The following is a 14,166-nucleotide window of genomic DNA, read 5'->3' on the forward strand; positions in this document are numbered from 1 at the left end:
TAGTAGGGACGTACATAACGACGTGCAGGTGGGAGTCCTCGGAGGGAATGAGCCGGTGGTGCTCGAACTCGACGATGCCCTGCGCGTGGTGGTCGAAGACGCGCAGCCTGCTCGCGAAGCGCTCCACCGTCTGCTCGGCCCATTGCTCGCGGAAGTCCTCACTCGCCTGACTCAGCCTCTCGATGAGCGCACGGTGCCCCGGTGTACTCAAGCGCACCCCGGACTCGACGCGGAACTCGGCCAGGAAGTGACGGCTCTCTGCCTCCCAGTCGGGAAGCATCCTGCGCAGAGTGGGATCGGTGTAGATGAGCCAGATGAGATTCCGGTCGGGCTTCGGAATCGACGTGATCGCCGGATACAGCCATTCGTAGGCCGCATTCCAGCCGGCGATCGTCCAGTCCGGGGCGACAGCGAATGCTGGGAAATCGAGCGCATCGAGCAGACGCTGCAGCGACTCCGAGACCTCAGCAGGCTCATCGTCCCGAGCAGCCACGACCCGTTCGACGAGTCCGAGGACATAGTCGGTCTCGGCGGCGCTGAGGTCGAGGACCCGGGCCACAGCGGTGAGCACCTGCCTGGAGACATTGGTGTCCCGGCCCTGTTCGAGCCACGTGTACCAGGTGCTGCTCACCCCTGCGAGGGTGGCGACCTCCTCGCGGCTGAGTCCGCTGTCACCGCGCCTGGAATTCGGCGGCAGACCGGCCGCCGAACGCTGCCGTTCCCTGCGCCTGATGGTGAGGAACTCACCGAGCTGCTCACGTTGTGGTGTGCGGGGTCGAATCATGGATTGATAGTACTCACAGTACTGGTACCGATGGTAGCTTCCGCCGAAGCCACTACCGCGCTGGAATAGATTCCATGCCGACCTATCGTTCTCGCACAGTCACCCACGGCCGCAATATGGCCGGAGCCCGCGCCCTCTTCCGCGCAGCCGGAGTCTCCGGTGCCGACCTCGGCCGCAAACCGATCATCGCCGTGGCGAACTCCTTCACCGAATTCGTCCCCGGGCACACTCACCTCGCCCCGGTCGGGCGGATCGTCTCCGAGGCAGTGACCGCCGGCGGCGGCATTCCCCGAGAATTCAACACCATCGCCGTCGACGACGGCATCGCCATGGGGCACGGCGGCATGCTCTACTCACTGCCCTCACGCGACCTCATCGCCGATTCCGTCGAGTACATGGCCAACGCTCATTGCGCTGACGCCCTCGTCTGCATCTCCAACTGCGACAAGATCACGCCCGGCATGCTCATGGCCGCGCTGCGCCTCGATATTCCCACGGTGTTCGTCTCCGGCGGACCGATGGAGGCCGGGCGGACCACCTTGGCCGACGGCACTGTCCGCTCGCTCGACCTCGTCGATGCGATGTCCGAGGCCGTCAACGAGGCGACCTCCGATGCCGATGTGCTCCGCATCGAGGAGGCGGCGTGCCCGACCTGCGGATCGTGTTCGGGCATGTTCACGGCGAACTCGATGAACTGCCTCACCGAGGCGATCGGACTCTCCCTGCCCGGCAACGGTTCGGTGCTCGCTACGCACACCGTGCGAAGGGCCCTCTACGAAAGGGCGGGCAGCCTCGTCGTCGATCTCGCACGTCGCCTCTACGAGGACGATGACGATTCGGTGCGCCCCTGCGCGATCGCCACCTCGGCGGCCTTCGGCAACGCCATGGCTCTCGACCTGGCGATGGGCGGGTCGACGAACACGATCCTCCACCTGCTCGCCGCCGCCCATGAGGCAGGGGTCGACTTCGACCTCGACGATATCGACGACCTGTCACGCCGGGTGCCGTGTCTGGCGAAGGTCGCCCCAAACGTGGCCGGGGACCGCACCTTCTACATGGAGGACGTGCACCGTGCCGGTGGGATCCCCGCTCTTCTGGGGGAGCTGCGCCGTGCGGGTCTGCTCAACGAGGAGGTCCACTCTGTCCATGCTCCGTCCCTGTCCGCGTGGCTCGACGAATGGGACGTCCGCGGTGGCAAGGCCGCATCTGCCGCTGAGGAACTCTGGCATGCCGGCCCCGGAGGGAAGCGCTCCTCGACGGCATTTTCGCAGTCGGCCCGGTGGAACAGTCTCGACCTCGACGCCGTCAGCGGCTGCATCCACGACATCGACCACCCATATTCGGCAGACGGCGGTCTCGGCGTGCTGCGCGGGAACATCGCCGTCGACGGTGCCGTGGTCAAGACCGCCGGCGTCGACGAATCCATCCACGTCTTCTCCGGGCCCGCCGTGGTCTGCGAGTCACAGGAGGAAGCGGTGGAGAAGATCCTCAGCAGACAGATCAAGGAAGGCGACGTCGTCGTCATCCGCTACGAGGGACCGCGGGGCGGACCCGGCATGCAGGAGATGCTCTACCCGACCTCGTACCTCAAGGGCCTGGGCCTGGGGAAGTCGTGCGCGCTCATCACCGATGGACGTTTCTCCGGTGGGACCTCGGGGCTGTCGATCGGTCATATCTCGCCCGAAGCGGCAGCGGGCGGCACGATCGCACTCGTCGAAGACGGCGACATCATCGGCATCGATATCCCCCGCAGGTCGATCAGCCTCGAGGTCGCCGAGGCTGAACTCGACCGCCGTCGGTCCCGCCTCGAGGCGGAGGGGCCCTACCGTCCTCGTCAGCGCAAACGCACAGTCTCGACCGCGCTGCGCGCCTATGCCGCCTTCGCTCAGTCCGCAGACAAGGGAGCGGTGAGGAAGGTTCCCGAGGCGGTCTGACTATTCGTCGGTAACCGCCCGTCCGTGCTCAGCATTCTGCCAGCCGGGGCCAGGATAATTGAGACTGGCCGCCCACTTGATCACTTTCGGAAGGACCATGGACGACTATCGAAGTCCCGGCTGGGACATCACACTTCGCACCTCAGAACAATTCAATAATGCGCAGGCAGACGCTTTGCGGGCACAGAGCGCGCGGGCAGGTGGTCGCCGTTGACCTGGTTGCTCTCGCTTCTCATAGGCCTCCTCGTCGTCCTCCTCATCACAGTGGCCACCGGCTACTTCGTGGCGCAGGAATTCGCGTACATGGCCGTCGACCGCTCCCGTCTGGCCGCGCGTTCGGCCTCCGGTGATCGCGCCGCGGACAGGGCCCTGTCGATCACCCGCCGCACCTCCTTCATGCTCTCCGGAGCGCAGTTGGGCATCACCGTCACCGGACTGCTCGTCGGCTACGTCGCCGAACCGCTCATCGGCAGGGCCGTCGGCGAGGCCCTCGGCGGCACCCCGATCCCTGCCGGCACAGGCGTGCTCATCGGCACCGTCCTCGCCCTCCTCGTCTCAACGCTCATCCAGATGCTCTTCGGTGAGCTGTTCCCGAAGAACCTGGCCATCGCCCGCCCCGAGGCGCTCGCCACGTGGCTCGCACGTTCGACCTCGATCTACCTCGCCGTCTTCGGCTGGCTCATCACGATCTTCGACAAAGCCTCGAACGCCCTGCTGCGCGTCCTCGGCATCGAACCGGTCCACGACGTCGACCACTCCGCCACCCGGCGCGACCTCAAACACATCGTCGCCGAATCCCGGGAGGGCGGCGAGATCGTCGACGACGATTCGCTCATCCTCGACCGCATCCTCGACTTCCCGCAGCAGAGCGTCGCCCACGCTACGGTGCCGCGCTCACGCGTCGACGTCATCGACATCGACACGCCCCTGGACGAGGTGCGCGAACTGATGAGCCGAGGCCACTCCCGCTACCCCGTGCTCGACGCTGATGATCAGGTGATCGGCACGATCGACCTCCTCGACGTCCTCGCCGAGGCGGGGCCGGGCACCACCGAAAACCTCGCCGAGGCGGCGCCGAGCGCTGCGGACACCGTCACCGCGACCGGGGTCCGTTCCCTCCTGCGCGACCCGGTCTTCGTCCCGGAATCCCTGCCGCTGCCGGACGCGGTGGCCACGCTATTCGAACGGCGGGAGCAGATGGCCTGCGTCGTCGACGAATACGGCGGCTTCGCCGGAATCCTGACGATGGAGGACCTCGGTGAGGAACTCGTCGGTGACATCGCCGACGAACACGACCACATCGTCGAAGAACTCATCGAGACCGGCGACGGCACCTGGACAGCACCCGGGGTCATCCCCCTCGACGAGGTGGCCCGCGTACTCCAACGCGAACTGCCGACCACCTCGGCGCAGACCTTGTCGGGCCTCGTCATCGAACACCTCCGCGGATTCCCCGAGGTGGGGGATCGAGTCTCGATCGAACTGCCGATCGACCCCGCCGACCTCGGCGGAAATGACACCCCGGAGACCGACCGTCTCGTCATCGACGTCATCGAGGTGGCCACGCATGTGCCCGCGCGGCTGCGGATCGGAATCGAGGTGGCACGATGAGCAATCCCTGGGTCATCACAGCGATCACGATCGCCATCATCGGGCTGTCCGCGTTCTTCGTCGCCGTCGAATTCGCGCTCATCGCCGCTAAACGGCACCGTCTCGAAGACGCGGCCGCGGACAGCCGATCGGCCCGGGCCGCCCTGCGCAGCTCGACCGAGTTGTCGGTGCTGCTGGCCGGGTCGCAGCTGGGCATCACGGCCTGCACTCTGGCGCTCGGGGCGATCACGAAACCGGCCGTCCACCATTGGATCACCCCGGTCGCCGAGGGACTGGGTCTGCCGCTGTGGATCGCCGACATCGTCGGCTTCGTCCTCGCCCTCGTCATCGTCACCTTCCTCCACCTCGTCGTCGGTGAGATGGCGCCGAAGTCGTGGGCGGTGGCGCATCCGGAACGCTCGGCGATCATGCTCGCATTGCCGATGCGGGCGTTCATGCTCCTCACCCGCCCGCTGCTGCATGTGCTCAACAACGCTGCGAACGCGTGCCTGCGCCTCGTGCGGGTCGAACCCGTCGACGAGGTCGATCAGGCGCACACGCCCGAGGACCTGAGGCAGCTGCTACAGCATTCGGCGCAGGCGGGAACCTTGGAGAAGGAGTCCTCGGAGGCTCTGCTCGGCGCCCTCGACCTCACCCGGCTCACACTTGACGAGCTCGTGGCCGGTCGCCCGGAGCCGACGGCCGTCGGTCCGGAGGCGATTGCGGGTGAGGTGCACGAGGCGTCGCGCCGTGACCGTCACCGTCGCATCCTCGTGCGCACCGAGGCTGACGGCCCGCTGAGTCATGTGGTGCATGTCAGGGATGTGCTCGGACTTACCGAGGATGCTCCCATCGCCGAGGTAGCCCGTCCCGTCGCCGTCGTGGACGGATCGATGACCGTGGTGCGGGCATTCGAGGCGATGCGGGAGGACAGCGTGCAGCTGGCTTTGGTGGAGAGGGCCGCCGTCAGGTATGTCTGAGCCAGGACATGATGCATGCATCAATGTATGCATCTGCTATCGTGGGCCCGTGAATGATTTGCTGACACTGCCCTGGCAGCGCATCGACGACTCCGCTCCGATCGCCGTTCGGATGGCCGCGGCGACCGCCCGGGAGATCATCGAGGGCCGCCACGAACCCGGCGACCTCCTCATCGAGTCCGACCTCGCCGCCGCACACAACGCCAGCCGCACACCAGCGAGAGAGGCGATGCTCCAGCTCGAGCGTTGGCGCCTCGTCCGCCTCGTCCCGAAGAAGGGTGCGCTCGTGACCACGGTGACGGTCAAGGAACGCCGCGACCTGCTCGCCGTGCGCTCGATGTTCGAGATCGACGCCGTCGAGACACTGGCCGACGGCGGCGACCTCACCGCCCTGGCCGCCGACCTGCGCACGCTGCTCGGCGAGCAGAGGAAGACCCTTGACGCGGGCGATCCACTCGGCTTCGCCAGCGCCGACTACGCCTTCCACGCCCGCCTGATCCGCAGCGGCGACAACGCCATCGTCACCGAGATGCTCACCACCATGGGCCCGCGCCTGGCCCGCCTGACCTTCCAGGTCGCCATCGACGCGCCGCACACCCTCGACACGCTCCTGACCGAGCACGAAACGCTCACCGACCGCGCCGAGGCGGGCGACGCAGAAGGCTTCGCCCGCCTCGTCCGCGACCACATCGAAGGCTCCCACTTCCCGCAGTCCCGCTGAGGAGGACCATGACCGCTTACCCCTCGACCTCCGCGACCGTTACCGCCGCCGAGGCAGTCCCCACCGGGAACAGGAATACCCGCACCGAGGCGGCCCCCGCCGCGGACAGCGAAACGACGGTTCCGAACCCTGCCCGGTCCCACCTCGGCGAGGTGGACCCCGATCGAGAGCCAGAACGGCCACGGCGGGCACGGGCGTGGCTGATGGTGGCCCCGGCGATGTTCCTGCTCGCATGGGGCGGCAATCATTTCACCCCGCTCGTCCACATGTATGAAGAGGACGGAGGCTACGCCATCTGGCAGGCGAACCTGCTGCTGGGCATGTACGTGGGCGGACTCATTCCGGGACTGTTGGTCGCCTCGGCGCTGTCGGATCGGCATGGACGCAAACCGGTCCTCATCGCCGGATCGCTCGCCGCGATCGCCGGCAGTCTTGGGCTTGGGCTCGGTTTCGATCTGTTCTGGCTGCTCTGCCTGGGTCGGGTGCTCGCGGGGATCGGCGTCGGGGTGGCGATGTCGGTGGGCACGAGCTGGATCAAGGAGCTCTCGGCCCCGCCCTTCGATCACCAGGCCGGAATCACCGCCGGTGCCCGGCGTCCTTCACTGACGCTGACCTTGGGGTTTGCCATGGGCGCGGCGGTCACCGGGTGCCTGGCCCAATGGGGACCGGTGCCCGAAGTCGTGCCCTACGCCGTGCACGGAGTGCTCAACCTCGCCGCACTGATCCTGGTGATCTTCGCGCCGGAATCGATGCCTCGCGACCAGCGGGCAGCAGGCCATTGGTGGCACGGTCTGCGTGTTCCGCTTGTCGCGCATCGGACGTTCCTGCGACTGATCGTGCCGGCTGCGCCCTGGGTGTTCGGTGCCGCCGGGGTCGCCTATGCCGTGATGCCGGCGATCGTGCAGGGCGAGCTGGGGGAGTGGACGACGCTGTATGCCACGGTGCTCACTGTCGTCACGCTCGGAGCCGGTGCGCTGGTGCAGAACATCGTGCCGTGGATCAACAGACTGACCGGCGGGCGGGCGCTCGTCGTCGGACTGGCGCTGATGACCGTGGGGATGGGGCTCGGGGCGGTGGCCGCACTTCTGGCGGACCCGATCCTCGCGTTCATCGTGGCGATCGTGCTCGGTGTCGCCTACGGAATCTGTGTGGTCTCGGGGCTCATCATCGTCCAGGCCATCGCCTCACCGCAGGAGCTCGCCGGCATCACCGGTGTCTACTATTCGCTGGCGTACTCCGGGTTCCTGCTGCCCACCGTGCTCGCCGCCTTATTGCCCGTGCTGTCGTACACAGTGTCTTTGGCGGCGGTCGCGGTCATCTGCCTAGCCTGCCTCGCAGCAGTCGCCTTATCCACCAAACACCCCTAATTGCTACCCGACGGCGGCCCAGCAACCTGGCGCCAGGTATCTGGGCCGCCGTCGGGTAGTTCTGAGAGGGGATGCGGAGTGCGAACCCAGACACCTACCATGAGAACAACCGTCGCCTACCGATAGGGATCGACCATATGCCCGGCAAGTCACGTCACCAGTCCCCAGCCGTCAACGCGTTCATCGACATCATGGGGCCGCGCCACGTCCTCACCTCCGCGCGAGCGACCGCACCGTACGCCAAGGGCAACCGCTTCGGCGGCGGCGACGTGCTCGCCGTGCTGCGCCCGGGCAGCCTCGTCGACATGTGGCGGGCCCTGCAGGTCTGCGTCGACAACGACCTCATCGTCATCCCGCAGTCGGCGAACACCGGCCTGACCGGCGGTTCCGGCCCCGGTGCGCAGGACTACGACCGTCCGATCGTCATCATCTCGACCCTGCGGATCAACGAGATCTACCTCATCAACGACGCCCGCGAAGCGATCTGCCTGGCCGGATCCACCCTCTACGAACTCGACGAGGCACTCGCCCCGTTCCACCGCGAACCGCACTCGGTCATCGGCTCGTCCTCGATCGGCGCCTCCGTCATCGGTGGCATCGCCAACAACTCCGGCGGCTCCCAGATCCGCAAGGGCCCGGCGTTCACGAAGCACGCGATCTTCGCCCGCGTCAACGAGGAGGGGCGACTCGAGCTCGTCAACCACCTCGGCGTGGAGCTCGGAGACGACCCCGCCCACATCCTCGACAAACTCCAGCGCGGAGACTGGGACCCGGCCGGGGTCACCCCCGCCCCGGAGGACACGAAGGAAACCGAATACGGGAAGCAGGTCCGCAGGATCGTCGACTCACCGGCTCGATTCAATTCGAACTCCGACTACCTGTACGAGGCCTCCGGTTCGGCCGGAAAGCTCATGGTCTTCGCCGTGCGCACCCGCACCTTCCCCAAGGAGGAGGGAGCGACAACGTTCTACGTCGGCACGAACTCCCCAGCCGAACTCGAAGATCTGCGACGGGCGATACTGACCTCGGAGATGCCGCTGCCGATCTCAGGCGAATACATGGGCCGGCCCTCGTTCGACCTCGCCGAGAAGTACGGTAAAGACACGTTCGTCTCGGTCAAGCACGCCGGCAGCCGCGAGCAGATCAAGCTGTTCGCGCTGAAGAACTGGGCCAACGGCGTGTTCGCGAAGCTGCCGTTCTTCGGCGAGACCGTCGCCGACACGATCGCGCAGAACGCGTTCGGCCTGCTCCCGCAGCAGCTGCCCAAGCGGATGCTCGAGTACCGCGACCGCTTCGAGCATCATCTTCTCCTCGTCGTCAGTGCCGAGGAGAAGAACCGGATGGGTGCGTTCCTTGACGACTTCTTCGCCGAGGCGGCCCACCAAGGTGACTATTTCGTGTGCAGCGCCGATGAAGCTCAGTCCGCGATGCTCCACCGCTTCGGTGCCGCGAGTGCCGCGACCCGGTACTTCAACCTCAACCGTGAGGACTCCTCGGACATGATCACCTTCGACGTGGCGCTGCGCCGCGACGATGAGGACTGGCTCGAGGTCCTGCCCGACGAGATCGCCGACCAGCTGCACATCAGCTCCTACTACGGGCACTTCTTCTGCCACGTCCTCCACCAGGACCACGTGGCGAAGAAAGGCGTCGACCCGGTGGCGCTGAAGAAGCAGATGACCGAGCTGCTCGAGGCCCGGGGTGCGGCCGTGCCTGCCGAGCACAACTACGGCAGGCTCTACCCCGTGCCGCCGAAGATGGAGGCGCACTTCAAGGACCTCGACCCGCACAACGTCTTCAACGCCGGAGTCGGCGAGACGTCGGCGAAGAAGGACTGGGCCTGAGAGTTCCGCTGCGCTGTCGCCGACAGTTCAGTCGACGAGGAACCTCGGACATCACCTCGTGCAAACAGCAAAACACCCCGCCGCAGCGGGGTGTTTTTGCGCTTAGGGTAATGGACGCTCATCCACCGAACCTCAAACACCGAGCCGAATCAGTCCTCGTCTTCGATCTCATCGGCGGCGGCCGCCTCGGCGCGGGCCTGCTTGATCTTGCGCAACCGGGAGATCGTCATGATGGTCAGTGCGACGATGAAACCGAACGCTGCGCTGATCGCAATGGTGTACGCGCTGGTGGGGGCGCCGAAGGTTGTGCTCGCTCCCATGCCGACATCGATGAGCGGAACCCCCGTGCTCAGATGGAAGACGACTGCGCCGACCCATGCCACCGCGAACAGGGCGCCCACGATGTTGCCGATGATCAGCCGCCTCGGTGAGACGCGGGCCATGGCCATTGAGAAGTCCACGTTCTCTCGCTGGCAGTACGCAGAGATGACGACGCTGGTGACCATGGAGCCGAGAACGATGAGCACGCTCCACATTCCCGCGCCGATCACGGCGAAGATGAGTGCAAGCGCGAAGAACACGTAGGTGGAGACGACGGCCCCCAAGGTATATGCCCGCAGAATGACGTCGCGTTCGCGTTCGTCTCCCATCGAGGGGTCGTCGAAGCCGGCGATTCTGTCGGCAAAGGCGTTGGGGCGGTTCTTGTTGTCGCTGATGTTGTTCATGACGATTCCTCCTGAAGTGAGAAGATCTCTTCGACTGTCGTGTCCAAGGCTCGGGCGATGCGCAGCGCCAGATAGACGCTGGGGGCGTAGTCGCCGCGCTCGGTCGCGATGATCGTCTGCCGCGACACCCCGGTGAGCTGGGCCAACTGTGCCTGCGTCAGCCCCGCAGCCTTGCGGACCTGCTTGAGGTCCGAGGTCTGAACTTCCATACCGTTCCTTGATGTCAACTTCTCTTTACATCAATAAGTAAAGCATGTTTGACATCGCTATGTCAATGATCTTTGACATCGCCGAGGCGGCCCTGCCGATCCGTGGTCCCGCTCGGTCGCGTTTGGGCCGCCGGGGCTGGGCTGAGCGGTCGTGCCGTCGTCTCGTCCGCGCACAACGTCCCGCAAACACGAAAACACCCCGCCGCAACGGGGTGTTTTCGCGCTAAGAGTGATGGATGCGCACTGGCCGGCGCGAAGAGAGACTCACGCGAGGGCGTGACACTAACGGTGACGGATGCCAGCCGAGGCGGTCGCCGGCAGGCGGCACTACCGCCCAATGCGCGTGACACCGGCGCGCGGGACAGCCATCGGGCAAGCGCTCGCCTCAGCGCTCCCTACGCCTCCACAACGCGCTCGCGCCGACGGTCTTTCTCCAGCCGCGCTTCGTGACTCGACCGCTTGGGGTTGAGCAGCTTCAGCAGCGACAGCGCGATGATCGCTCCCAGCACAGCGCAGCCGGCGGGCAACAGCATCGCGGTCTTCGCATCGAAGGCGTCGATGATGTTGCCGGCGACGGCCGATCCGAACGCGACGCCGAAGCCCAGCGAGGTGCCCAACCAGGCGAACGCTTCGGTGAGCCTGCGCGGGGGAGCGAGCTGCTCGATGACGGAGTTCGCTCCGATGAGGCTCGGTGCGATCGCGGATCCGACGACGATGAGGATGATGCCGTAAGTGATCATCGAGTTGGCCAGCAACATCAGGCACGCGCCCACGGCCAGAGCGGACACGGCCACGCCGAAGCGGTGATGGATGGCGGCCTGCCAGTTGCGGGCTCCGTACAGCGCGCCGGAGATGAGCGATCCCAGCGCCAGGCACGACAGGAGCACTCCGGCCGTGGACTTCACGCCGAGTTCGTCGGCGAAGGCGACGGCGATGACGTCGATGGCACCGAAGTTCACGCCGAGGAAGATGTTGACGATGATGATCGCGAAGATGCCCGGGTTCGAGAACACGTGCCCCTTCGCCTCGGTGGTCCGTTCCACCGGCGGGGGTTCGGTCGACTTCTGGATGTAGAGCAGCAGCGAGCCGACGCCGACGGTGATCATCGACAGGATGATTCCCGCCGGCGGCCACACGGCAGTCGCGAGCACCGTGGCCAGCACCGGCCCGGAGACGAACATCAGCTCATCGGCGACCGATTCCCAGGAGAACGCGGTCTGCAGTTTCTTCGGGGTGTCGACGATGTGCGACCAGCGCGAACGCACCAGCGAACCGACGGAGCCGACGGTGGCGCCGCCGATGCCGGCGAAGACGAAGACGAATCCCGTCCACCATTCCTCGTACACGGAGACGATGAGCAGCGCCAACGCGATGAGGTGGGTGATGACGATGGGCACCATGACCTTCGCCTGGCCGAGGCGGTCGACGAGGCGAGCGATCCCGGGGCCGGCAAGTGCCTGGACGATCATGTAGACGGCGGAGACGATGCCCGCCATGCCGTACGACCCGGTCACGCCCTGGATGAAGAGGACGATTCCCAGCCCCAGCACTGCGATGGGCATCCGGGCGACGAGACCGGCCAAGGAGAACTTGAGAGCACCGGGAAGCGACAGAATTTCCCGATAGTTATTGAACACCAGGAAAGTCTACCGAGCGCCCCGAACGACAGCCAGGTCGATCCTGCGTTATTACTGGTGAGTCCCCTCACCTCGGCGCCAGAGGTCATTGGTGGGTAACGAACCGGTATCAGTCCCGGCCCACCCGGTCGAAACCGGGGATCACTGCGTCTGACAAGGCAGAACACCTCGCCGAGGCGGTCCTGCCCTCGCGTTCGCCTCCGCGGTGCGGTACGGGGTGAGTCGCGTGGCTGAGAAATGGGTCACCTCGGTCGCTATACAATGAGCGGGATTGCCCAATGACCCCCGGCGCCCGGCGCCGACCGCTCAAACCCCGGAGTGCCGATGACGGACAACACCACCTTCGACGATCTCTTCGACCACCAGAACGAGGAACAGCAGCGCCCGCGCAAGAAGAAGCGCGTCTGGCGCAAAGTCCTCGTCGCACTGCTGATCATCGTCATCCTCGGCGTGCTCGGCATCGGGCTCTACGTCTGGAGCGTCGGCCGGTCGTTCGACAAGAATGCGAACCAGCTCAGCGATGAGCAGGTCTTCGGCAAGTCCGGCGGCGGCAAGGACGGCGACGGCACGAACATCCTGCTGCTGGGCTCGGATGAGTCGATGAAAGACGTCGACGTCAACGATTCGCGCGGACTGCGTTCGGACACGATCATGGTCATGCATCTGCCCGAGAACGGCGGCAACGTCCAGATCATGTCGATCCCGCGCGACACCTACGTCGATATCGAGGGCCACGGAAAGTCGAAGATCAACGCGGCACTGTCCTACGGCGGTCTGCCGCTGGCCGTGTCGACGGTCTCGGACTTCATCGGCACCGAACTCGATCACGTGGCGATCATCGACTTCGAGGGATTCAAGGCACTGACCGACAGCCTCGGCGGGGTGACCGTGAACTCCGAGCAGGCGTTCGAGAAGAACGGCTATTCGTTCACCAAGGGCGAGAACGTCCTCAACGGTGACGAGGCGCTGACCTTCGTGCGCGAGCGCAAGCAGTTCCAGGACGGCGACTTCCAGCGTGCGCGCAATCAGCAGGCGTTCATCCGCGGTCTGACGAACGAGATGATCTCGGCCGATACGCTGTCGAATCCGAAGAAGATCCAAGACATGGTCAAGAACTTCGCGCCGTACATGTACGTCGATTCGGGCATGGACGCGAAGTACATCTCCGCGACCGCGTTCAACATGCGCGACGTCCGCCCCGGTGATATCGAGTTCTTCACCGCGCCCGTCGCCGGCGTCGGCACCTCCCCGGACGGTCAGTCGATCGTCAACGTCGACGAGGATGAGCTGAAGAAGGTCCGCGACGCGTTCAAGAACGACACCGTGGCCGATTACGTGCAGAATGCCCCGGAGGCGCATCTGTAGAACCTCGCCGAGGCGGCCCACCGTAGCCGCAGACGCCGAGGCCCAGCGTCGCTGAGTCACACGCCGAGCCCCGCTCCAGGATCGTTCTGGAGCGGGGCTCGATGGATCGGCGTTCAGATGGCTGGAGCTTCAGTCCTCAAACTGAACCTTGTGCACGGCGTTGGGAGTGCCCCACTCGTCGTCGGGGTCGACCACGGCTTCGGTGGGCATGCCGAGCGACATCTTCTCGCCGGTGACGGAGTTCTCGTAGTCGACGTAAGTCGTGCCGGCGGCACCTTCTCCGCCGACGCGGTCCCAGTGGGTGACTTCGTCGTCGCTGTGTGCCTGCAGCTCTTCGGCGACCTTGGTCGAAGCGAATGCCTCGACCCGGTCCGTATCGCCTTGACCCCAGGCTCGGACGAGCTCGTCGGCGTATTTGACCGGTTCGGTCGGGTAGTACACGGACTGCGTGTCGGCACCGGAGTCTACAGACTGGCTGGATGAGTCGGCCGCGGAAGCGTCGGCGGCCACGGCCGGGCCGGAGGCGAGTCCAAGTCCGGCGAGTCCTGCGACGGTCGCGATTCCCAGGGCTGCTGCACGGTTGCGAACGGAGTACTTCATTGTGTCGATCCTTTTCTGTTCATCTGCCGCTTCTGCTGGTGGACGTGTGAGTTTCGCAGGGCGGTATGTCGATTGACGGTGAACAGTCTTGCGATCGAATCTAGAGGGCGCGACAACGGAGCCTGACAGCCGACTCAAGGTCTGTCACAGCGGGAAAACAGGAATATTGCAGTAGTGCGACGGTCGCTGTTACACATAAGCTGACCACTGTTTGGTGGCAACATGTCTTACGGGTGAACGTCGTGGTCATGGCTTCATGCGGACGCAGTGGTCTAAGTCGCCCGCGGGGTATGCGCAATTGCGGCCGTATCGTCGGCTCGGTTGGGGGCTTCTGCAATTGCGACAATCCTGCGCAGGCAGCGATACATGATCGTGATCCGCACTCGCCCTTACAAAAGTGAACAAAAGTA

General features: G+C 65.5%; 12 protein-coding genes. 7 read left to right on the top strand and 5 right to left on the bottom strand.

Features of this window, described 5'->3' with window-relative positions; all coding sequences use genetic code 11:
- A partial coding sequence (locus ACSBQT_RS03225; protein ID WP_435000850.1) for a helix-turn-helix transcriptional regulator occupies positions 1-784 on the bottom strand: 784 nt, incomplete at its 3' end.
- Positions 785-858: 74 nt separating this feature from the next.
- On the opposite strand from ACSBQT_RS03225, the gene ilvD reads away from it, so the two are divergent.
- From ilvD to dld, 6 genes are all read left to right on the top strand, one after another.
- Positions 859-2,718 carry a dihydroxy-acid dehydratase gene (gene ilvD / locus ACSBQT_RS03230; protein ID WP_435000851.1) on the top strand — a complete coding sequence of 620 codons (1,860 nt, stop codon included), beginning with the start codon at positions 859-861 and terminating at the stop codon, positions 2,716-2,718.
- A 210-nt stretch (positions 2,719-2,928) separates the two neighbouring features.
- A complete protein-coding gene (locus ACSBQT_RS03235; RefSeq protein WP_435000852.1) occupies positions 2,929-4,329 on the top strand; it encodes a hemolysin family protein in 1,401 nt (466 codons plus the stop codon).
- Positions 4,326-5,288: a CNNM domain-containing protein gene (locus ACSBQT_RS03240; protein ID WP_435000853.1), complete on the top strand. Its 963-nt coding sequence runs from the start codon at positions 4,326-4,328 to the stop codon at positions 5,286-5,288. The genes ACSBQT_RS03235 and ACSBQT_RS03240 overlap by 4 nt, the downstream gene beginning before the upstream one ends.
- A gap of 49 nt (positions 5,289-5,337) precedes the next feature.
- Positions 5,338-6,009 (top strand): GntR family transcriptional regulator, encoded by a 672-nt coding sequence (locus ACSBQT_RS03245; protein WP_435000854.1) that lies wholly within the window; start codon positions 5,338-5,340, stop codon positions 6,007-6,009.
- 8 nt (positions 6,010-6,017) lie between these two features.
- Positions 6,018-7,376, top strand: coding sequence for an MFS transporter (locus tag ACSBQT_RS03250; RefSeq protein ID WP_435000855.1), 1,359 nt, complete (start codon positions 6,018-6,020; stop codon positions 7,374-7,376).
- Positions 7,377-7,513: 137 nt separating this feature from the next.
- A complete protein-coding gene (gene dld / locus ACSBQT_RS03255; RefSeq protein ID WP_410709747.1) occupies positions 7,514-9,220 on the top strand; it encodes a D-lactate dehydrogenase in 1,707 nt (568 codons plus the stop codon).
- 149 nt (positions 9,221-9,369) lie between these two features.
- Here dld and ACSBQT_RS03260 read toward each other — a convergent pair whose 3' ends face one another.
- The 3 genes from ACSBQT_RS03260 to ACSBQT_RS03270 form a co-directional block, all read right to left on the bottom strand.
- Entirely contained in the window at positions 9,370-9,945 is a 576-nt protein-coding gene (locus ACSBQT_RS03260; protein ID WP_410709748.1) for a hypothetical protein, read from the bottom strand.
- The gene (locus tag ACSBQT_RS03265) at positions 9,942-10,154 is read right to left on the bottom strand and encodes a helix-turn-helix transcriptional regulator (protein ID WP_262776929.1); all 213 of its coding nucleotides are present in this window, start codon (positions 10,152-10,154) and stop codon (positions 9,942-9,944) included. Before ACSBQT_RS03265 ends, ACSBQT_RS03260 begins: the two co-directional genes overlap by 4 nt.
- A gap of 395 nt (positions 10,155-10,549) precedes the next feature.
- Positions 10,550-11,791 carry an MFS transporter gene (locus ACSBQT_RS03270; RefSeq protein WP_410709749.1) on the bottom strand — a complete coding sequence of 414 codons (1,242 nt, stop codon included), beginning with the start codon at positions 11,789-11,791 and terminating at the stop codon, positions 10,550-10,552.
- Between the two features lie 324 nt (positions 11,792-12,115).
- On the opposite strand from ACSBQT_RS03270, the gene ACSBQT_RS03275 reads away from it, so the two are divergent.
- Positions 12,116-13,156, top strand: a complete 1,041-nt coding sequence (locus ACSBQT_RS03275; protein WP_410709750.1) for an LCP family protein — start codon at positions 12,116-12,118, stop codon at positions 13,154-13,156.
- A gap of 129 nt (positions 13,157-13,285) precedes the next feature.
- On the opposite strand, the gene ACSBQT_RS03280 is transcribed toward ACSBQT_RS03275, so the two are convergent.
- A complete protein-coding gene (locus ACSBQT_RS03280; RefSeq protein WP_435000857.1) occupies positions 13,286-13,756 on the bottom strand; it encodes a hypothetical protein in 471 nt (156 codons plus the stop codon).
- Positions 13,757-14,166 lie beyond the last annotated feature (410 nt).

This window comes from Brevibacterium sp. H602 (genome assembly GCF_051172395.1).
Classification (GTDB): Bacteria; Actinomycetota; Actinomycetes; order Actinomycetales; family Brevibacteriaceae; genus Brevibacterium.

What these genes read in the sequence shown, in the direction of transcription:
- ilvD (WP_435000851.1), top strand. Translation starts at nt 859, where the DNA reads ATGCCGACCTATCGTTCTCGCACAGTCACCCACGGCCGCAATATGGCC.
- ACSBQT_RS03240 (WP_435000853.1), top strand. Translation starts at nt 4,326, where the DNA reads ATGAGCAATCCCTGGGTCATCACAGCGATCACGATCGCCATCATCGGG.
- ACSBQT_RS03250 (WP_435000855.1), top strand. Translation starts at nt 6,018, where the DNA reads ATGACCGCTTACCCCTCGACCTCCGCGACCGTTACCGCCGCCGAGGCA.
- dld (WP_410709747.1), top strand. Translation starts at nt 7,514, where the DNA reads ATGCCCGGCAAGTCACGTCACCAGTCCCCAGCCGTCAACGCGTTCATC.
- ACSBQT_RS03260 (WP_410709748.1), bottom strand. Translation starts at nt 9,945, where the DNA reads ATGAACAACATCAGCGACAACAAGAACCGCCCCAACGCCTTTGCCGAC.
- ACSBQT_RS03265 (WP_262776929.1), bottom strand. Translation starts at nt 10,154, where the DNA reads ATGGAAGTTCAGACCTCGGACCTCAAGCAGGTCCGCAAGGCTGCGGGG.
- ACSBQT_RS03275 (WP_410709750.1), top strand. Translation starts at nt 12,116, where the DNA reads ATGACGGACAACACCACCTTCGACGATCTCTTCGACCACCAGAACGAG.
- ACSBQT_RS03280 (WP_435000857.1), bottom strand. Translation starts at nt 13,756, where the DNA reads ATGAAGTACTCCGTTCGCAACCGTGCAGCAGCCCTGGGAATCGCGACC.